Here is a 17,613-nt window from a genome sequence, read left to right as displayed (position 1 = left end):
CCATGGGAGACGTCCTATTAAACGTTATACTCCCCCTCTACCTCCTCATAGGTGTCGGCTTTTTCGTTGGAAAACAAAAACCGGAGCTGAAAACGGATACGATTTCATTTATCGTTCTCTACCTGTTTGCTCCGGCTCTTATCTTCTCTTCCTTTCGGAGCGTTGAAATTTCACTGTCAAACCTGACTTGCATCTTACTAACTGCCTTAGGAGTTTTTATTGGCGTTTACCTTTTATCCCTTTTAGTTGAGCAATTTCTTTTTGGTAAGAAGGATGAAGCTTTTGAGATTTCCACTACAGTTATGAATGCCGGCTACCTTGGAATCCCCCTTATTTACCTATGGTTTGGAGAAGAAGGACTGCCCTTCGCCGTGACCTTCATGGTTATCATGGCTGTTTACCATTTTACTCTCGGAATTGTAATCCTTGAAGGAAGCCTCAAAAGTGGTCTTCTATCTGTTTTAAAAATTCCCCTTATTTATGCCGTTATCCTTTCCTTTTTCCTTAAAGAAATTCCGATTCCGACAGGTATAGAAAAGATAATCAAGCTTGCAGGGGATGCTACCTTACCGCTAATGCTGGTTTCAATAGGGATAAGCCTTTCACGAATAACACCTTCTTCTGTATCTTTGAGCTTAGTGGGGACGCTTTTAAGGTTTGTTGGAGGAAGCCTCTTTGCCCTACTCTTTTCTTCCCTCTTAGCCTGTCCGCCCCTTTTAAAGAAGGTTTTGATAGTTCAATCCTCCCTTCCCTCTGCTATACTGAACTTTGTCCTCTGTGAGCGCTTTAATAGGTCGCCAGAGGTTGCTGCGTCAATAATTTTTATTTCAACCCTTCTCTTCCCCTTTTACCTTTTCTTTTTGAAAATTTTCCTTTAAAAAAGAAAAAGCCCCCGAGAGTGGGGGCTTTAAGGTTTGCAGGGGGGGGTTTTAGTAGGGTCTTTCCTTGTAAATCTTAACAGGCTTAACGTACTTTTCAACAACTTCCTTAGTTCCATAAACGCCAAGCTGTTCAAAGAGGAAGCGGAACTTCTTCTCTAGGGACTCCATAATCTTCTCTTTAACGTCGGCAGGTAGGTCCCAGAATTCCTTCTTGAACTTTCCAAAGGCCTTCTTTCTCGTCTTGTAGATGAACTGCTCCTCTGTCCAGCCTTCCTTCCACTCATTCTTAAGTTCTGTCTTGAGCCAGTTGTAAATTTCCTGCTTAAAGTCCTCAGGAAGGTGGTCGTAGATTATGTTCTGGAAGCCTGTTGCAAGGTGAATTTCTGCTGTTTTCACCTCTGGGAACTTGTGGAAGAGCTCATCTGGAAGGGTAGATGCTCCGTGCTGGACAGCTCCAGCCATTGAGTACTTCTTCCTTGCTACCTCTCCAATTTTCTCAAGGACGGAAAAGTCAAGCTTTACTTTTGCGATGCTACCGTCTGGAAGTGGAACTCCTCCGTGCTCAGTTCCCGTCTGAACGCTTATCTTGCTTATGCCTGCAAAGTCACCAAGTTTCTTGAGCTCTTCAAGGTAACCTTCCATAAAGGCTTCAAACTCTTCAGGAGTGGAGTTCTTACCTCCAATGTGGCCGATTTCGCCACCTACCGAAATCGTAACTCCCTCTGGCTCAATCTCCCTGATAAAGGCTGTCATTTTTGCTGTGTTTACGTAGTTATGGTACTGCTGTTCTTTGAGGGTTTCCTTGCTGTAGTCAACGAGGGTTGAAGGGTCTATGTCAATGTTGTAGAAGTCGGCCTCTATTGCTTCCTTTGTGAGCGCTTTTATTGCCTCAAGCTCTTTTTCTGGGTCTTCTGCGTACTTTTTGGCGTTAAACTGGAAGTGGTCTCCCTGAATGAAGACGGGACCCCTGTAGCCCTCCTTTATTGCAGCAGCGAGGGTGCAGGCTGTATACTCGGCAGGCCTTTGGTCTGTGTAACCGATTTCTGACTTTGCAATCTCAAGGATGAATGCTCCCATGTCCTCCTGAACGGCGATTTTGAAAATCTGCCTCATAACGTCGTAGGTCATTCCACGGATGTTCATTGCAGGAACGGTAAACCAGCGACCGAGCTCCTCTTTTGCCATTCCGTTAACGTAGAGGTCGTGGATGGAGGCAGGAACGATGTCAAGCTCAAGGGCGAGAGCTCTAATGAGCCACCTGCAGCACGCCTTCTCTTTTTCATCTCCAAAAACGGCAGTATAAACAAGCCTATCTATGAGTTCGTCTCTAACTTTCTGCTCGTCAAGAACCTTAACTCTGTCTTTCCCTACTTCTACAATACCCTTTAAAGCCTCTTTGAGCTCACTGCAGGTAAACTTTTCCATAGTAACTCCCTCCTTCGGGTTTTGTTATTGACAATTTTACATTTTCAGCCTAAGAAAGGCGACTTTCTATTTAACGTTGGGACATATACGGCCAAAAATCTTGGGATTTTTCTGTTTGAGAAACCTATGTCTTGTGCATATAAAGTTGCGAAGCCTTTTAAAAACTACAGGATTTTCGTGCTTATCCCAGCAGAAAACTCCCGGCTCCCTGCATACCTGTCCTATTTCGGGGTAGTAACAGTATCGGCCAAAGTAGTAGGTTGTGGTGTCCTCCCTGTATCCAACTTTTACACATAATCCTTCGTACATAAGGTTCTCGTTGGCAAGGACGGGAAATGGAATGAACATCCCTATGAGGAGAAAAAACAAGGAGGTAAACTTTTTCATGACTATCTCCGTAAGGAACTTTGGTAGCCACTTCTAATTGTAGCACACAAGGTTCTTTTCTTTTTGTCTGGTAGAATTTGAAAATCATGAGGATTCTGATTTTGCTCCTGCTTCTTTCCTTTACGTTGCAGAGTTGCGGTAAAAAGGTTTTGGTCTTTGAACCGAAAAAGTGCAGTTACACTTACAGGGTAAAGGGGAAGACCTACTGCGTAAGGAGGAGCTCCACCGGCTACGTTGAGGTGGGTATAGCCTCTTGGTATGGACCGGGATTCCACGGTAAGAGGACTGCAAGCGGTGAGTTCTACAACATGTACAAGCTGACGGCAGCCCACAAGACGTTACCTTTGGGAACTTACGTTAGGGTGATAAACCTTGAGAATGGAAAAAGCGTAGTGGTAAAGATAAACGATAGAGGGCCTTTTGTTCCGGGTAGAATCATAGACCTTTCTTACGCTGCAGCTAAAAGAATTGGAATGCTGAGTAAAGGAACTGCAAGGGTCAAAATTATCGCCCTTGGAAGGAGAGTTGACCACCGTTATAGGCAGGAGAATTACGAAAAGGGAAGGTTCTACGTTCAGGTTGGAGCTTTTAAGAACAAGCTCAACGCCTACAGGTTTAAACACAAACTTTTGAGGAAGTACGGAATAAAGGCAAAGGTTGTGAAGCTTGAAGGTTACTACAGGGTTCTTGCCGGTCCCATTTTTACTTACTCTGCTGCCGAAGCGTATAGGAAAAAGCTTAAAAGGCTTGGACTAAGAGGCTCTTTCATTATTAGGTATTAGGGGGAAAGATGAAAAGCCTTCTGGATATAGATACTCTTGATTTGCCCTCTAAGGAGTACGATGCTGTAGTTGTTGGAAGTGGTGCAGCAGGTCTATTCTGTGCTATAAGGCTTTCTTTAGTAGGCCTTAAGGTGTGCGTAATAACTAAGTCTACTGCCGATGCAGGCTCAACCTCCCTTGCTCAAGGAGGCATAGCTGCTGCGCTACCTATGGAGGACTCTCCTGACCTTCACTTTAGCGATACGGTGAAAGCAGGGGCTGGCCTTGTTAAAACGAAGATGGCCAGAATTCTTGCTGAGGAGGGAGTGAAGAGAATCATAGACCTTATCCGTATGGGAGTTCGCTTTGAGACCGATGAGAGGGGGCTCCTTAGGTTTACGAGGGAGGCTGCCCACTCGGTTGCGAGGGTTATCCACTATAAGGATAAAACTGGAGAGGAGATAGAGAGAGCTCTCCTCCAGAATTACTCGGGCGACCTGATAGAGAACGCCCAGCTTAAGGAGTTAATAGTAAAGGACAACCGCTGTTACGGTGTTATTTACGAGAAAGATGGGAAGCTCCGGGCAATTTACGCTCCCGTTGTTGCAATAGCTACAGGTGGAGCTGCTGGACTTTACCTTAAGAACACCAACCCTCCAACGTCAACTGGTGACGGTATTGCCATTGCCCTCAGGTATGGAGCAAAGCTTGAGGACCTTGAGTTTGTCCAGTTCCACCCGACAGCCTTCTGTGATGATTCAGACTGTTTCCTCATTTCTGAAGCTGTAAGGGGAGAAGGAGCGATAATCGTTGACGAGCACGGAAGGCGTTTTATGGGGGATTACCACCACCTCTGGGAGCTTGCCCCAAGGGACGTTGTAACGAGGGCTATAGAAACCCAGAGGAGGATAACCGGTGGAAACATCTACTTAGACTTTCGTCCCATTGAGGAGAAGGGTATAGACGTTTATGAAAGGTTTCCAACTATAACTCAGAAGCTCAAAGAAAAGGGACTTGACCCAAAGAAGGATCTTATTCCCATAACACCGGTTGCCCACTACTATATAGGTGGAATAGCCGTTGACAGCTTTGGAAGGACAACCATTAAGGGGCTCTTTGCCATAGGAGAGGCCTCCTGTACCGGAGTTCACGGTGCAAACAGGCTGGCGAGTAACTCCCTCCTTGAGTGTATAGTCTTTGGGGATAGGGCTGCTTATGGGATGTACAGGGACTGGAGTTACTTAAGGTACAGCTTTGCTGAGGTAAGGGTAAAGTACCGTAGGTGGGCTCCCAAAAATAGTAAAACCTTTTCCCTTGAGGACGTGAAAGAAACTATGTGGAATAACGTAGGAATTGTGAGAAGCGCAAAGTCCCTAACTAAGGCTATAGACAGGCTCTCTGAAATTGTAAACTCAGACTCAGACTGGATAGTGAGAAATAGCGCCATTCTCGGCTTGGCAATCGCCATAAGCGCAATGAGGAGGGAAGAAAGTAGAGGTGGACACTTTAGGAGTGACTTCCCTTACGAGAGGGAGGAGTTCAGAAAGCACAGTGAGTTTACCCTGAGTGACCTTGAAAGGCTGATATAAGTTAAGCCTTTAAGAACTCTTTAAGGATTCGGTAGCACTCTTCTACTTTTTTGATTTCCACGTATTCGTTTCTCTTGTGGGCTTGGTGGGGCTGGCCGGGACCAAAGTTCACAGCATCTATTCCGTGGACTGAAAACTGGGCTACGTCGGTCCACGCCTGTTTTGGCTGTATGGGGATTGAAAATCTCTCCCTGAACTCCTGCAAGATAGGGTTATCTATACACGGACGCGCAGCTGGAGAAACGTCTGTAAACTCAACATCGTCGGCCTTGACCTTTTCTTTCAGGTCAACTAAGTCTGACATGGCTTCTTCCGTCGTTTTAAAGGGAGAGAACCTGTAGTTAAGGTTAACCTTAAACTCTTCAGGGATTATGTTCCTGCCACCGGAGTATTCAACCATCGTTGCGTTTAGAACCTCGTAGAAGGAGAGTTCTCCGACTTCTATTTTCTTTGGCTTTAGCTCCCTTAGATACCTTAGGAGCTCCCAGCCCTTGTGTATAGCGTTTTCACCCTCCCAAGGGCGGGCTGAATGGGCTCTTTTACCTTTAAACACGAACCAAGCGTGAATCACGCCAAGACAGCCGACCTGCAGGACGTTATCGGTAGGTTCAAGGACAAAGGCAAAATCTATTTTTTTTAGTAGCTCGCTGTAATTTTTAAAAACTGGCTGAAGGCCGTTTTCGGTGTAAGGACCTTCTTCCTTCTCGTACAGTATGAAAAAGAGGTTAAAGCGGGGGCTCTGTTTTGAAAATTCCTCTGCAAGCTTTAGTATAACGGCATCACCGGCCTTCATATCGCTTGCGCCAAGGCCGTAGAGTTTTCCCTCTATTACCTGTCCTTCATACTCATTCTCCCCGGGAACGGTGTCAAGGTGACCAACTAATGCAATAGTTTTCTTTTCTGGAATAAAGTCTGTAAAGGCTAAAACCGTGTTGTTTTCACGGATAAGGGTAAGGGAGGGGTTTTTCTCTTTTAGGAAATTTTCTACGAAATCGGCTATTTCCTTTTCGTTACCGTAAACGGAAGGAATGGAGATGAGCTTTTTCAGGAGGGATACGGGCATCTTTACCCCACTAAAATAAAAAAATGGTGGGCCCGGGAGGACTCGAACCTCCGACCAGCCGGTTATGAGCCGGCTGCTCTAACCAACTGAGCTACAGGCCCACTTTTGGTGGAGCCGGCGGGATTCGAACCCGCGACCTTCAGACTGCCAGCCTGACGCTCTCCCAGCTGAGCTACGGCCCCTAAATACGTAAATGGCGTCCCCGGCGGGATTCGAACCCGCGTCGCCGGCGTGAAAGGCCGGTGTCCTAGGCCGGGCTAGACGACGGGGACGCTTAAGTGGTGAGCCGGGGAGGATTCGAACCTCCGACCTACGGATTAAAAGTCCGTTGCTCTACCAACTGAGCTACCGGCCCACTTAATTGACGGTGGATAATATAGGCTGTGTTTTCTCGGTGTCAACTGCTTACCCTTAGAAAATGTGCATTTCCTTGGAAGGTTGACGAAAGCTTTTTATTTACTTATATTCTGAAATAACTTTACTTTTAGCTGTTAGCCCTTGTCCCACAAACGATTAAAAAACCAAATGAAGGGAGATGTACTATGCAAATACAAGGATTTTCTACACTTGAGGAAGTAGAAAAGGCCTTTAACGTCAAAATAGAAGATGCTGAAAAAGAAAAACTGCAGGAAGTAATAGAGAAGCACCCAATGTTTATTCCTGATTACTACGCCGGACTTATAGACTGGAACGACCCTAACGACCCGATAAAACACTTAATATTCCCCTCTTTGGACGAACTAGACCTTGCAGGTTCTTACGATACAAGTGGAGAAAAGGAAAATACAGTTCTTACCGGTTTACAGCACAAGTATAAAGAAACTGTTTTACTTTTAGCTACAAATCGTTGCGCTGGTTACTGCCGTCACTGCTTCAGGAAACGGATGGTGGGTATTCCCACCGATGAAACTATAAAGCTCTTTGACAAGGCCGTTGAGTACATAAAGGAACATCCGGAGGTAACGAACGTTCTAATTTCTGGTGGAGACCCTCTCGTTCTTCCGACAGACGTTATTGAGTACTTCCTTTCAGAGCTCTCCCAAATTCCCCACCTGAAGTTCATAAGGTTTGGAAGTAGAGTTCCTGTCTTTTACCCGATGAGGATATACGAGGACACTAAACTCCTTGAAGTATTCTCAAAGTACTCAACACCAGAAAGGAGAATCTACTTGGTTACCCACTTTAACCATCCAAAGGAAGTAACGGAGCAGGCAGGAAAGGCCGTTGATGCTCTCATAAGGAGTGGCGTGCCCGTTAGTAACCAGACCGTTCTCTTAAGGCACGTTAACGATGACCCCGAAGTTCTCTCTACACTTATGAAGAGGTTGACTTCCGTAGGTGTAATTCCTTACTACGTCTTCCAGTGTCGCCCTGTTAAGAGGGTTAAGACCCACTTTCAAGTTCCATTTAAGGAAGGTTACGAGATTGTAGAGAAGGCAAAACAGAAGCTTGACGGTCATGCAAAGCGCTTTAAGTACGTAATGTCCCACAGGACAGGAAAGATTGAAATCGTCGGAATAATAGGGGATGAAATTTTCCTTAAATATCATCAGGCGAAAGACCCAAGCAAGGTTGGAAAGCTCTTTAGAATGAAGCTCACTCCAAATGCAGGTTGGCTTGATGATTTAGAGCCCATAGAGGAAGCTGAAACTGCAACCGTTTAATCAATAAAACTGGCGGGAGCTCCCTCCCGCCACTCTACTAAACTCTTACAAACCTTCCATTTTCCTTCACGTAGTTAATAAACCTTCTATAAACTGGATGGTTCTTAAGGGTCTCTGCGTTTCCTATGCAGATTAGCTTTCTCCTTGCCCTCGTTATGGCAACGTTTAATCTTCTCAGGTCTTTTAAGAATCCAACCTCTCCTTCCTCATTTGAGCGGACGAAGGAGATGATTATCGCCTCCTTTTCCCTTCCCTGAAAGCCGTCAACGGAGTTTACTTCAACCTTAAAGTCCTTTTCTAAGAGGAGCTGTTTTATGAGCTTAACCTGTGCTGCGTAAGGGGTGATTATGCCTATGTCTTTATTCTCAAGTCCCATTCTGTGGAGCTCTTGGGCAATTTCTATTGCCAGCTTGGCTTCCTCGTAGTTCTCGTAGGAGGTTGAACCTTCTGGCTGAAACTCAAGGGCATTAATGCTTGACGTATCAAGGAAGGCTAAGGGCTCTCTGGGTTCTAACACCTCCTTAAACTTTTCGGGCTCTTTCAGGTTAAAGTCTGCTAAGGTATGCTCTTTAACGCTTTCGGCAGCCCTTAGTTTTCCTCCGTAGAACTCCTTATTCGGAAATTCCATTATCTTTTCGTTCATCCTGTACTGGACTTCAAGCATTGTGGAGAGTTCCGGGTGGCCGTTTATGAGCCTCTCAAAGAGGGTCTTCTCAAGCTCTTTTGCCTCTTCACTCATTACAGTCGGTGGAAGCTGTTTGTGGTCTCCGGCTATGTAGAACCTGTCTGCCCTCATTATCGGAATGAGGGTTGAAGGCTCAACCTGCTGGCTGCCCTCGTCTATAACTGCTACGTCAAAGTGGAAGCCTTCAAGGAGCTCCGACTTTACCATTGAGTTTGTTGAAACGACAACGTCGGCATCGGTGATTATTTCCCTGAAGATTATGTTCTCCATCTCTTTAAGAGCTTTAATCCTTACGTCAATCTCGTAGTTTGTGAGAATCCAGTTTGCCATTGAGCGCATTGTCTTTTTGGGAACTCCCCTGAAGCTCTTGCCCTTCCTGCCAAAGTAGACTATCTCGTCGTCGCTCATTCCCCTCCTAAGCTGTGGAACGGGCTTTTTGTACTGGTCTCTCTTCTCTATCAGCTCCCTCACTCTATCCCAGCCTTCCCTTACCTTAGCGGCCTTTTCGTGCTCCTCAAAGAGGGCAAAGATTGAGTATCTCTCAAGCTCCTCTAAGACCCGTGCAGGGTGGCCAATACGGACAAGCTTGAGCTCTGGGTACTTAGAAAGGTTAAGGAGAATGTTGTCTGCAGCTATGTTTGAATCTGCAGTTGCAAGGACCTTTTTACCCTGCTTTACGAGCTGAACGATGAGCTCTGTTATGGTGCTCGTTTTACCCGTTCCCGGAGGCCCGTGAATTAAGTAGAAGTCTTTTGCACCGAGAGCTCTCTTTACGGCCTTAACCTGAGTTTCGTTAAGCCTTTTATCAACAAGCTCAAACTCTACCTCTTCTGCAGGCTCAGGCTCTTTAAGTCCTAAGATAATGTTCCTTATTTCCCTCTGCCTTCCAACTGCATGGCGGAGCTCCTCTAAGTTCTCCTCCATCCTCTTAAAGGTTACGTCGTTAATGTACAGGTCAACCCTAACGCCTTTTTTATAAACCCAGTTTGGAGGCCTGTTTTCAAAGGCCACGGTAATCGTCTTTTCCGTAATCCTTGTAACAGTTCCTAAGAGGTCACTCTTTAGTGGATTTCCTCTGCTAACTAAAACAACGTCGCCAACGGCAATTTCTGTTTCTATGGGCTTTTCCCTCCAGAACCTAACAAGGTGGAGGTGAAACTTCGTCCCTGCCTTTGTTCCTTTTAGGTCAAGGACGGCGCGTCCGAGGAGCTCCCTCTCCTTTCCAGATAGCCTCTTTATCTCTTCCTCTTGGGCTTCTATCTCCGCGAGCCTTTCAACGTCAATGAGTAGCTTAAACTTCTCAACGTAGTTGTGGACTGTAACGATTTCTTTTACCGTTTCCTCATCTGGAACCATTCCCTCAAACAGCTTACAGAGAGACTCGTCCTTTAAGTAAACAAGGGTCTGCCCATTTGCAACGAAAGTTTTGCTAATATCGTGCTTCCTAAGCCCTAAGTGCTTTAACTCTCTCTGAAGCCTCTTTCCTTCAAAAATACCATTTAAAAGAATTGGCATTGGTATACCTCACTTTTATTTCCTAAATGTTTCAGTGCTCTGTTTTAGCTATTTAAATGATATACCTCAAAGTAAGTTATTCAATGTTTTCTGATTTGTCGTTTTTCTGTTGGGGGGGGGAACAGGGCTTAGGAGTGGAGATTTTTTGGTTCAACTCGCCTGACAGGTTAAAAAGGGAGAGCTCCGAGGGCTCCCCCTTAATTTATTTATACAAAGTTAAAGGAAACAAAGTTCCTGTGGAGGCCAAGCTCTTTTGGTTCTATTCCGAGGGCTAGGCCGACGAGCTGTGGAACATGGAGGACGGGAATCTGGAAGTTTTCGCCGATTGCTTTTAGAGCTCTCCCCTGATTTGCATCAAGGTTCATGTGGCAAAGTGGACATGGAGTTACTACGCAGTCTGCACCACTTTCTTTGGCATCTTTTAGGTTTAGCCCCGTTAGCCTCATTGAAATTTGTGGTGCAGGCCAGAAGGCGTGGAAACCACAGCACTCAAGCCTTCTAACGCCGGAAACGGGAGTTGCACCGAGAGCTCTTATAATCTTCTCAAGTGACTGAGGATTCTCTGAAGGTTCGTAACCGATAATATCCTTTGGCCTTACTGTATGGCAGCCGTAGAAGGGATAGACCTTGAGACCCCCTAATGGCTTTTTAACCTTTTCTTTTAGTCCTTCTTCTCCGAACTCTTCAAGGAGAACCCAGTGGAAGTGTTTAACATCAACTGTTCCTTTGTACTCAAGGTCTGCTTCTGCAAGTATCTCGTTTACCTGTTCCCTAAGGTCATCGTCGTTGTCAAGGTGATACTTAGCGCTTCTTAAAACGAGAAGGCAGGTGCTACAAACCGTAACGATATCCCTTCCCTCCTTCTCGGCGTAAGCCAAGTTCCTTGCGTTAACGGCTATGTCAAGGACGTCTTTTACCTCTTCAAGGACGCCTGCTCCACAGCAGCTAAACTGTGGAAGCTCAACCATGTCAATTCCGAGTTTCTTAGCAACTGCAACGGTTGCTTCGTAGAGCTCCTTAGACGCTCCCTTAGCTGCACATCCCGGATAAAAGGCGTACTTTCCCATTACTCAACCTCCATAGCAGCTTTCATTACCTTGCGAAGGCCTTCATGCTCGGCAATAGGCTTCATGATAGGGGAATGGGCCTTTCCTTTGAGAATCATCTTTATACCCATAGGCAGGTTCTCAAGGACTCCCTTAATACCCTTTGTTCTAAGTGGTAGGAGAACCTCATTGAGCATTCCAGACTCAAGGAGGGACTTGTAGAAGGCTGCAACGTGTCTTGCACCGGGGTTGTTCTTAAGGCCGATATCTATTGAGAGGCCTCTCAGCTTCATTATGCCGTTGACTGGGGCAACGTGTTTTGGACATACGTCGGCGCACTTTTCGCACCTTACACAGTTCCACATGTCAAAGGTGTAGCCAATCTTTGCCCTTTCTTTTTTGAGGGCGTCCCTTGGATCTACGGCGAACCTGTAAACCCTTGCGAGAGGGAAAGGTCCTCCGTAGTTGCTGTCAACTTTTACTATTCCGCATACAGAGTAGCAGGTTGTACAGAGAATACAGTCGGTAAACCTGTCAAACTTCTTAAGCTCGTTGGGGTAAACTTTGCACTCTTCATCAAGGGTCTTAGGTACAACTTCTGGGTCTGGAATCAGGTAAGGTCTCATCTTCTCCATCTTTTCAATGGCGCTATCCCAGTTAACGATTAGGTCCCTTATGACTTCCATGTTGTCAATTGGTTCTATCGTAAGGATGTCTGTCTTGTAAACCTCAAGCTCTCCGAACACCTGTGTTTTACATGCGAGCTTGGGGTAGCCGTTAATCTTCACTGAACAAGAACCGCAGATGGCGCTCCTGCAGAAGGCCCTGAAGGAGAGAGTTGGGTCTATGTTGTCCTTTATGAACTGAAGGGCCTCCAAAATTGTCATTCCCTTTACTACTTCTACTTCATACTCTTGATAGTAGGGTTGAGAGTCCTTCTTAGGGTTGAACCTTCTTATCCTGAAAGTGACCTTTCTTTTTTCCATCTCTACCTCCAATCTTTTAGCTCTATTAGTACTTCCTCTCCTCTGGCTGGAACTTTGTTATCTTGACCGGTTTCCAGCTTATCTTGAGCTCTCCGTCATCTCCCCTCTCAATTATGGAGTGCTTGAGGAAGTTCTCATCGTCCCTCTTTGGATAGTCAAGCCTAAAGTGAGCTCCTCGGCTCTCCTTCCTTTCAAGAGCTCCAAGGACGATAGTTTCAGCCACCTCAACCATGTTGAGGAACTCTAAGGTCTGCTGGAGGTTTGTGTTGAAGGTCATGTCTGTATCGTAGACCTTTATCTTCTTAGCCCTTTCCTTGATTTCCCTGACTTTCTCAAGGGCCTCCTTCATCTTCTTCTCTTCTCTGAAGATACCTGCCCCGTAGGTCATTACGTCGCTAAGCTCGTTTCTGAGGTCTGCGAGCTTTTCAGAGCCGTCGTTGTTGAAGAGAGCTCTAATCCTATCTTCCTGCTCCCTAACGGCAGATTCTTCAAAGGGAAGGAGTGAAACTTCAGATACGTAGTTGACGGCGTCCTCACCTGCGAGCTTTCCAAAGACAACTATGTCAAGTAGGGAGTTTCCTCCAAGCCTGTTAGCGCCGTGAACGGAAACGCATCCACACTCACCTGCAGCGTAAAGTCCCTTTATCCTTGTTCTACCGTAGATATCTGTGTCTATACCACCCATTGAATAGTGGGCAGTCGGTCTAATTGGAATGGGCTCTTCAATTGGGTCAACGCCCTCAAAGTCAATTGCAAGCTCTCTAATCTGGGGGAGTCTCTCTAAGATTTTCTTCCTTCCAAGGTGTCTTAGGTCAAGGTAAACGAACTTGTTGCCTTCGGCGTCTTTAAATCCTCTTCCCTCAAGGATTTCCGTCTCTATTGCACGGGAGACGAGGTCTCTTGGGGCGAGCTCCATCTTTTCAGGAGCGTAGCGCTTCATGAACCTTTCGCCGTCCTTATTTATTAAGTAACCTCCTTCACCCCTTGCACCTTCTGTAACGAGGATTCCAGTCCTCCTTAAGCCTGTCGGGTGGAACTGGACAAATTCCATGTCCTTTAGGGGAACCCCTGCCCTTAAGGCCATTGCTGGGCCGTCGCCTGTGTTACCGAGGGCGTTAGAAGTCCTCTTCCAGTAAATCCTTGCGTGTCCACCGGTTGCAAGGATAACTGCCTTTGCCCTAATTCCGACGATTTCTCCGGTTCTCAAGTTTAAAGCCACTATACCTGCAATCCTTTCTCCGTTGTGAACGAGGGAAAGGGCAAACCACTCATTCAGGAAATTAACGCCGTTTTTAACGCACTGCTCGTAAAGCGTCTGGAGCATTACGTGACCTGTTTTGTCGGCCGCGTAGCACGTTCTTGGGAAGGAAGCTCCTCCAAAGGGTCTTTGGGCTATTTTTCCGTTTTCAAGCCTTGAAAAAGGCAATCCCATGTGTTCCATTTCACGGATAATCTTAGGTGCCATCTGGCACATAAGTTCAACGGCGTCTTGGTCTGCAAGGAAGTCGCTACCTTTAACTGTATCGTAAGAGTGTTTTTCTGGATTATCTGGAGCAACGTTTCCAAGGGCTGCGTTTATTCCTCCTTGGGCGGCTCCTGTGTGGGAGCGAGTTGGAAATACTTTTGAAACAACAGCAACTTTTAAATTTTCTTTCTTGCTTGTTTCAAGGGCAGCGTAGAGACCGGCTCCTCCTGCGCCAACAATAATAATGTCATACTGAAGCATTCTTCCTCCCAGTCCTCTGGATTTGATTTTTCTTTATTCTAATGGAATTAACAGAGGTGCCTCAGAAGGTTGTAGTAGAATAGGTTAGAGGGACCAAATTACGTAGGGGTTACAAGCTTGTAAAAATTTTGTAAAATTCCGAGAGCATTCTTAATTTTATATGATAACGTGATTCTAATCATATAGGGGGTTTCAATGCTTGAGTACGACATAGTGATTGTTGGTGGTGGAGGTGCAGGACTTTACGCGGCGCTCTGGGCGGCAGAGAACACGATTCTAAAAGTAGCTGTTATGACAAAGGTCTATCCAACCCGTTCCCATACAGGTGCAGCTGAGGGAGGAATAAATGCCGTCCTAACGCACTCAGTTGGTGATAGTCCAGAGGCTCATGCCTACGATACTGTAAAGGGAAGTGACTTCCTTGCTGACCAAGATGCTGTTGACATTATGTGTAAGATGGGGGCGGCCGTTATCTACGATATAGCCCACAGAGGGGTTCCATTCTCCCGTAGACCAGACGGCAGAATAGCCCAGAGGCCTTTCGGAGGAGCCTCTTATCCAAGAACTTGCTATGCGGCTGATAAGACAGGTTTTTACATCCTTCAGACCCTTTATGAGCAGTGCTTGAAGAACAACGTAACCTTCTTGAACGAGTGGTTCCTACTCTCCATTATCCACAACGGAGAGAGAGTGGAAGGACTTACTGCGTGGGACATAAGGAACGGTGGAGTTCACCTGATAAAAACGAAGGCAGTCATCCTTGCAACAGGTGGTCACGGAAGGGTTTACTGGAACAGAACTTCCAATGCTTTAGGTAATACAGGTGACGGAACGGCAGCTGCTTTAAGAGCAGGGCTGCCACTTAAAGATATGGAATTCATCCAGTTCCACCCTACCGGCCTTGCGAAAACTGGAATCCTTGTTACAGAAGGAGCAAGGGGTGAAGGCGGATTCTTAAGGAATAAGGACGGTGAAAGGTTTATGAAGAGGTACGCTCCGGAGAGGATGGAGCTTGCCCCAAGGGATATCGTTTCAAGGGCTATCCAGACAGAGATAGATGAAGGAAGGGGATGTGGTCCAAACGGTGACTACGTTTACCTTGACCTTACTCACTTGGGAGAAGAGAAAATAAACGAGAGGCTACCCCAGACGAGGGAACATGCAATCCTTTACGAAGGTGTTGACCCAGTTAGAGAGCCTATACCTGTAGCTCCCACGGCTCACTACTCAATGGGTGGAATAGATACCGACAAGATGGGAAGGACTGAGATTAAGGGACTCTACGCTGCTGGAGAGTGTGCCTGCATTTCTGTTCACGGTGCTAACAGGCTTGGAGGAAACTCTCTCCTTGATATTCTTGTCTTCGGAAGGCTTACGGCTTTAGAGGCCGTTAAGTACGCTGATGACGCTCCAGAGACAAATCCTTCATTAGCAAAGCAGAAGGACGATGAGAAAAGAATTCTTGAGCTTATGGAGAACGATGGTAAGGAGAGCTTAGCAGACCTTCGTAGAGAACTTGGAAACGTTATGATTAAGCACTTTGGCGTATTTAGGGAAGAATCCTCTATGAGACAGGGTATTGAGAAACTCCACGAGATAAGAGAAAGGGCAAAGCACGTAAAAGTTCACGATACGAGCAAGAAGTTTAACACTGACCTTATAAGCGTTCTTGAGTTCCTGAACCTTGTTGACCTTTCTCTGCCTATTGCTATCGCTGCCATAGAGAGGAAAGAGAGCAGGGGAGCTCATGCAAGGAAGGACTACCCGAACAGGGATGACAAGAACTTCCTGAAGCACTCAATTGTTAGGCTCAAGGAAGACGGAGACTACGAGCTCTCTTGGAAGCCCGTTACGATTACAAAGTTTCCGCCGGAGGAGAGGAAGTATTAGTGGTAGAACAGAGAATGCATGGAGGTGAAAATGGAAACTGTAACCCTTAAGGTTTTTAGGTTTGACCCTGAAAAAGATAAGGTTCCTTATTACAAGGATTACGAAGTTCCAGTTGAAGGAACGCTTTTAAACGCTCTCCTTTACATAAAGGAAAACCTTGACCCGACACTCTCCTTTAGGGCTTTCTGTCGCAGTGAAGTCTGCGGTTCCTGTTCTGTAAGGGTAAACGGGAAGACAAAGCTTGCCTGCAAAACACCTCTGAAGGAACTAGTTAAGACGTGGAAGGGGAAACCATTGAGGATAGACCCTTTAAACCACCTGAATGTCATTAGGGATTTGGTTGTTGATATAGATAAACCTATAGAGAAGATGAAAACTCTTATTCCGTGGCTCGTTCCTGACCCAAGGGTTGTTCCTTCCGACCCAAGACACGAAAGTATCATTTACCCTGAGGAGATGGAACTTTATAAAGACCAAATTCACTGTATGCTCTGCTTTTCCTGTTATTCTGTCTGTGAAGCGGTTGAGGACAACGAGCGTTACAGGGGACCTTTTGCCTTTTCAAAGGCTTACAGGTTTCAAGTTGATAGAAGAGACATTGAGACAGCTAAAGAAAGGAGAATCAGGTACTCTATTTCTGGGGGACTTTGGAGCTGTGTCCAGTGTCAGAAATGTCTTCACGTCTGTCCAAAAGGCGTAAAGCCTGCCGAAGATATACAGAACCTTAGAGGACAGGCTGTTAAGAAAGGCTTTACTGACAAGCCGGGTGCTAAGAAGCTCAAGCACTACGTTGACTGGATTTACGCAACTGGACAGATCAACAGGCTCTACCTGCCAGAAGAAGTTTACGGAAATAAAGAGGCAAGGAAGAAGCTCATGGAAGCCTATGAAAAAATGGGAGTTGAGGTTTGGGAAGTTCCCAAGCCAACAAAAGGCCTTATGAAGTTTAGGGATATCTACCTTGAGATTCTTTCAAGGGAGGAAAAGGCCCTTGAGCTTGATTTCTCCCACGTAAGGAAGATAGACAAGATGGTTAGTGACATCTTCAAAGCAGATATCTGTACCGTTGTAGATAAAGCCCGTCAAAATGGAAAGAAGAGCAAAGGGCTAATTAGCAAACTTAAAGGACTCTTGGGAGGGAGTGATGATTAAGGTTGGTTTCTATCAGGGATGCTGTTTTCAGGGGCAGGACGCCTACATGTTTGAAACAATGAAAGAAGTTTTTAAAGCTATAGATGTTGACCTTGAACTCCTTGAGGAGACTACCTGCTGTGGTGGAAATACCATTGACGAGGAGAACAGGAAACTCTCCTACGCTATAAACGCAAGGAATATAGCCCTTGCAGAGGCAAAAGGCCTTGACATGCTTATCTCCTGTAACACCTGTTACATGGTTATAGCTAAGGCAAAACATGCTCTTGATAACAACAAAAAGTTAAGAGATGAGATAAATGAGCTCCTAAAAGAGGAAGGCCTTGAGTACAGGGGAACAAATAAGATTTACCACCTTCTTGATTTTTTCAGGGATGTTGTTGGTTATGACAGGATTAGGAAGGCCGTTAAGAGACCACTTAAGGGCTGGAGAGTAGGTGCTTACTATGGCTGTCACGTTCTCTACCCGAAGCACACGGCTATAGACGACGGTGATAATCCATCAACTCTTCAGGAAGTCCTTAAAGCATTGGGAGCTGAAGTTGTAGATGATTACGAGGCAAAGGATGCCTGCTGTGGTTACCACGCTTACTTTACGGACAAGACAATGACGATGAGGAAGTTGAACAGAATCCTTGGAAGTATTAAGAAAGTTGGGGTGGATATTGTTGCAACGCCGTGTCCTCTCTGCTTTAAGGCTTTTGATATATACCAGCTCCAGATGGAAAAACCTCCTATGATTCCATCGGCCTTTTTGCCGGAACTAATGGCTTACGCTTTCGGGCTTGATAAAGATGAATCGGGTCTTGGCCATCACCTTGTGGAGGTGAAAAAGGAGTAATT

The 17,613-nt window shown here is 45.9% G+C and carries 14 protein-coding genes, 3 tRNA genes and 1 other RNA gene; 7 read left to right on the top strand and 11 right to left on the bottom strand.

Annotated elements, in window-relative coordinates:
- Window positions 1-2: 2 nt before the first annotated feature.
- A complete protein-coding gene (locus CLV27_RS02560) occupies window positions 3-878 on the top strand; it encodes an AEC family transporter (protein ID WP_132525500.1) in 876 nt (291 codons plus the stop codon).
- 51 nt (window positions 879-929) lie between these two features.
- Here the strand turns inward: CLV27_RS02560 and CLV27_RS02555 are convergent, their stop codons facing one another.
- Complete coding sequence (locus tag CLV27_RS02555; protein WP_132525498.1) at window positions 930-2,306, bottom strand: class II fructose-bisphosphate aldolase; 1,377 nt, start codon at window positions 2,304-2,306, stop codon at window positions 930-932.
- A 66-nt stretch (window positions 2,307-2,372) separates the two neighbouring features.
- Window positions 2,373-2,693, bottom strand: a complete 321-nt coding sequence (locus CLV27_RS02550) for a hypothetical protein (protein ID WP_132525496.1) — start codon at window positions 2,691-2,693, stop codon at window positions 2,373-2,375.
- 86 nt (window positions 2,694-2,779) lie between these two features.
- Between CLV27_RS02550 and CLV27_RS08615 the strand changes: the two genes are divergently transcribed.
- Window positions 2,780-3,475 carry a septal ring lytic transglycosylase RlpA family protein gene (locus CLV27_RS08615; protein WP_132525494.1) on the top strand — a complete coding sequence of 232 codons (696 nt, stop codon included), beginning with the start codon at window positions 2,780-2,782 and terminating at the stop codon, window positions 3,473-3,475.
- 8 nt (window positions 3,476-3,483) lie between these two features.
- A complete protein-coding gene (nadB, locus tag CLV27_RS02540) occupies window positions 3,484-5,043 on the top strand; it encodes an L-aspartate oxidase (protein ID WP_132525492.1) in 1,560 nt (519 codons plus the stop codon).
- Between the two features lies 1 nt (window position 5,044).
- On the opposite strand, the gene dapE is transcribed toward nadB, so the two are convergent.
- The 5 genes from dapE to CLV27_RS02515 form a co-directional block, all read right to left on the bottom strand.
- Window positions 5,045-6,106 carry a succinyl-diaminopimelate desuccinylase gene (gene dapE / locus CLV27_RS02535; protein WP_132525490.1) on the bottom strand — a complete coding sequence of 354 codons (1,062 nt, stop codon included), beginning with the start codon at window positions 6,104-6,106 and terminating at the stop codon, window positions 5,045-5,047.
- 24 nt (window positions 6,107-6,130) lie between these two features.
- Window positions 6,131-6,207, bottom strand: a tRNA-Ile gene (locus tag CLV27_RS02530).
- A 5-nt stretch (window positions 6,208-6,212) separates the two neighbouring features.
- Window positions 6,213-6,288: a transfer-messenger RNA gene (ssrA, locus tag CLV27_RS02525) on the bottom strand.
- A gap of 12 nt (window positions 6,289-6,300) precedes the next feature.
- A tRNA-Glu gene (locus CLV27_RS02520) sits at window positions 6,301-6,378 on the bottom strand.
- A gap of 7 nt (window positions 6,379-6,385) precedes the next feature.
- A tRNA-Lys gene (locus CLV27_RS02515) sits at window positions 6,386-6,461 on the bottom strand.
- 187 nt (window positions 6,462-6,648) lie between these two features.
- On the opposite strand from CLV27_RS02515, the gene CLV27_RS02510 reads away from it, so the two are divergent.
- Window positions 6,649-7,770: a KamA family radical SAM protein gene (locus CLV27_RS02510; RefSeq protein ID WP_132525488.1), complete on the top strand. Its 1,122-nt coding sequence runs from the start codon at window positions 6,649-6,651 to the stop codon at window positions 7,768-7,770.
- A 37-nt stretch (window positions 7,771-7,807) separates the two neighbouring features.
- On the opposite strand, the gene CLV27_RS02505 is transcribed toward CLV27_RS02510, so the two are convergent.
- From CLV27_RS02505 to sdhA (CLV27_RS02490), 4 genes are all read right to left on the bottom strand, one after another.
- Complete coding sequence (locus tag CLV27_RS02505) at window positions 7,808-9,970, bottom strand: IGHMBP2 family helicase (protein WP_132525486.1); 2,163 nt, start codon at window positions 9,968-9,970, stop codon at window positions 7,808-7,810.
- Between the two features lie 206 nt (window positions 9,971-10,176).
- On the bottom strand, window positions 10,177-11,037 hold the full coding sequence (locus tag CLV27_RS02500) for a CoB--CoM heterodisulfide reductase iron-sulfur subunit B family protein (RefSeq protein ID WP_132525484.1): 861 nt from the start codon (window positions 11,035-11,037) through the stop codon (window positions 10,177-10,179).
- Window positions 11,037-12,002 carry a succinate dehydrogenase/fumarate reductase iron-sulfur subunit gene (locus tag CLV27_RS02495; RefSeq protein WP_132525482.1) on the bottom strand — a complete coding sequence of 322 codons (966 nt, stop codon included), beginning with the start codon at window positions 12,000-12,002 and terminating at the stop codon, window positions 11,037-11,039. Before CLV27_RS02495 ends, CLV27_RS02500 begins: the two co-directional genes overlap by 1 nt.
- A 25-nt stretch (window positions 12,003-12,027) precedes the next feature.
- A complete protein-coding gene (gene sdhA, locus CLV27_RS02490) occupies window positions 12,028-13,728 on the bottom strand; it encodes a succinate dehydrogenase flavoprotein subunit (protein WP_132525480.1) in 1,701 nt (566 codons plus the stop codon).
- A gap of 195 nt (window positions 13,729-13,923) precedes the next feature.
- Between sdhA (CLV27_RS02490) and sdhA (CLV27_RS02485) the strand changes: the two genes are divergently transcribed.
- The 3 genes from sdhA (CLV27_RS02485) to CLV27_RS02475 are packed head-to-tail and all read left to right on the top strand — an operon-like array spanning window position 13,924 to window position 17,611.
- Complete coding sequence (gene sdhA / locus CLV27_RS02485) at window positions 13,924-15,618, top strand: succinate dehydrogenase flavoprotein subunit (RefSeq protein ID WP_132525478.1); 1,695 nt, start codon at window positions 13,924-13,926, stop codon at window positions 15,616-15,618.
- 30 nt (window positions 15,619-15,648) lie between these two features.
- On the top strand, window positions 15,649-16,770 hold the full coding sequence (locus CLV27_RS02480) for a succinate dehydrogenase/fumarate reductase iron-sulfur subunit (protein ID WP_132525476.1): 1,122 nt from the start codon (window positions 15,649-15,651) through the stop codon (window positions 16,768-16,770).
- The gene (locus CLV27_RS02475; protein ID WP_132525474.1) at window positions 16,763-17,611 is read left to right on the top strand and encodes a CoB--CoM heterodisulfide reductase iron-sulfur subunit B family protein; all 849 of its coding nucleotides are present in this window, start codon (window positions 16,763-16,765) and stop codon (window positions 17,609-17,611) included. The genes CLV27_RS02480 and CLV27_RS02475 overlap by 8 nt, the downstream gene beginning before the upstream one ends.
- The last annotated feature ends 2 nt before the right edge of the window (window positions 17,612-17,613 follow it).

Origin of the sequence: Phorcysia thermohydrogeniphila (genome assembly GCF_004339575.1) — a bacterium.
Taxonomy (GTDB): Bacteria; Aquificota; Aquificia; order Desulfurobacteriales; family Desulfurobacteriaceae; genus Phorcysia; species Phorcysia thermohydrogeniphila.
The sequence above is the reverse complement of the archived record's forward strand: the minus strand, read 5'-3'. Positions and strand labels throughout refer to the sequence as shown.

What these genes read in the sequence shown, in the direction of transcription:
- CLV27_RS02560 (WP_132525500.1), top strand. Translation starts at nt 3, where the DNA reads ATGGGAGACGTCCTATTAAACGTTATACTCCCCCTCTACCTCCTCATA.
- CLV27_RS02555 (WP_132525498.1), bottom strand. Translation starts at nt 2,306, where the DNA reads ATGGAAAAGTTTACCTGCAGTGAGCTCAAAGAGGCTTTAAAGGGTATT.
- CLV27_RS02550 (WP_132525496.1), bottom strand. Translation starts at nt 2,693, where the DNA reads ATGAAAAAGTTTACCTCCTTGTTTTTTCTCCTCATAGGGATGTTCATT.
- CLV27_RS08615 (WP_132525494.1), top strand. Translation starts at nt 2,780, where the DNA reads ATGAGGATTCTGATTTTGCTCCTGCTTCTTTCCTTTACGTTGCAGAGT.
- nadB (WP_132525492.1), top strand. Translation starts at nt 3,484, where the DNA reads ATGAAAAGCCTTCTGGATATAGATACTCTTGATTTGCCCTCTAAGGAG.
- dapE (WP_132525490.1), bottom strand. Translation starts at nt 6,106, where the DNA reads ATGCCCGTATCCCTCCTGAAAAAGCTCATCTCCATTCCTTCCGTTTAC.
- CLV27_RS02510 (WP_132525488.1), top strand. Translation starts at nt 6,649, where the DNA reads ATGCAAATACAAGGATTTTCTACACTTGAGGAAGTAGAAAAGGCCTTT.
- CLV27_RS02505 (WP_132525486.1), bottom strand. Translation starts at nt 9,970, where the DNA reads ATGCCAATTCTTTTAAATGGTATTTTTGAAGGAAAGAGGCTTCAGAGA.
- CLV27_RS02500 (WP_132525484.1), bottom strand. Translation starts at nt 11,037, where the DNA reads ATGGGAAAGTACGCCTTTTATCCGGGATGTGCAGCTAAGGGAGCGTCT.
- CLV27_RS02495 (WP_132525482.1), bottom strand. Translation starts at nt 12,002, where the DNA reads ATGGAAAAAAGAAAGGTCACTTTCAGGATAAGAAGGTTCAACCCTAAG.
- sdhA (WP_132525480.1), bottom strand. Translation starts at nt 13,728, where the DNA reads ATGCTTCAGTATGACATTATTATTGTTGGCGCAGGAGGAGCCGGTCTC.
- sdhA (WP_132525478.1), top strand. Translation starts at nt 13,924, where the DNA reads ATGCTTGAGTACGACATAGTGATTGTTGGTGGTGGAGGTGCAGGACTT.
- CLV27_RS02480 (WP_132525476.1), top strand. Translation starts at nt 15,649, where the DNA reads ATGGAAACTGTAACCCTTAAGGTTTTTAGGTTTGACCCTGAAAAAGAT.
- CLV27_RS02475 (WP_132525474.1), top strand. Translation starts at nt 16,763, where the DNA reads ATGATTAAGGTTGGTTTCTATCAGGGATGCTGTTTTCAGGGGCAGGAC.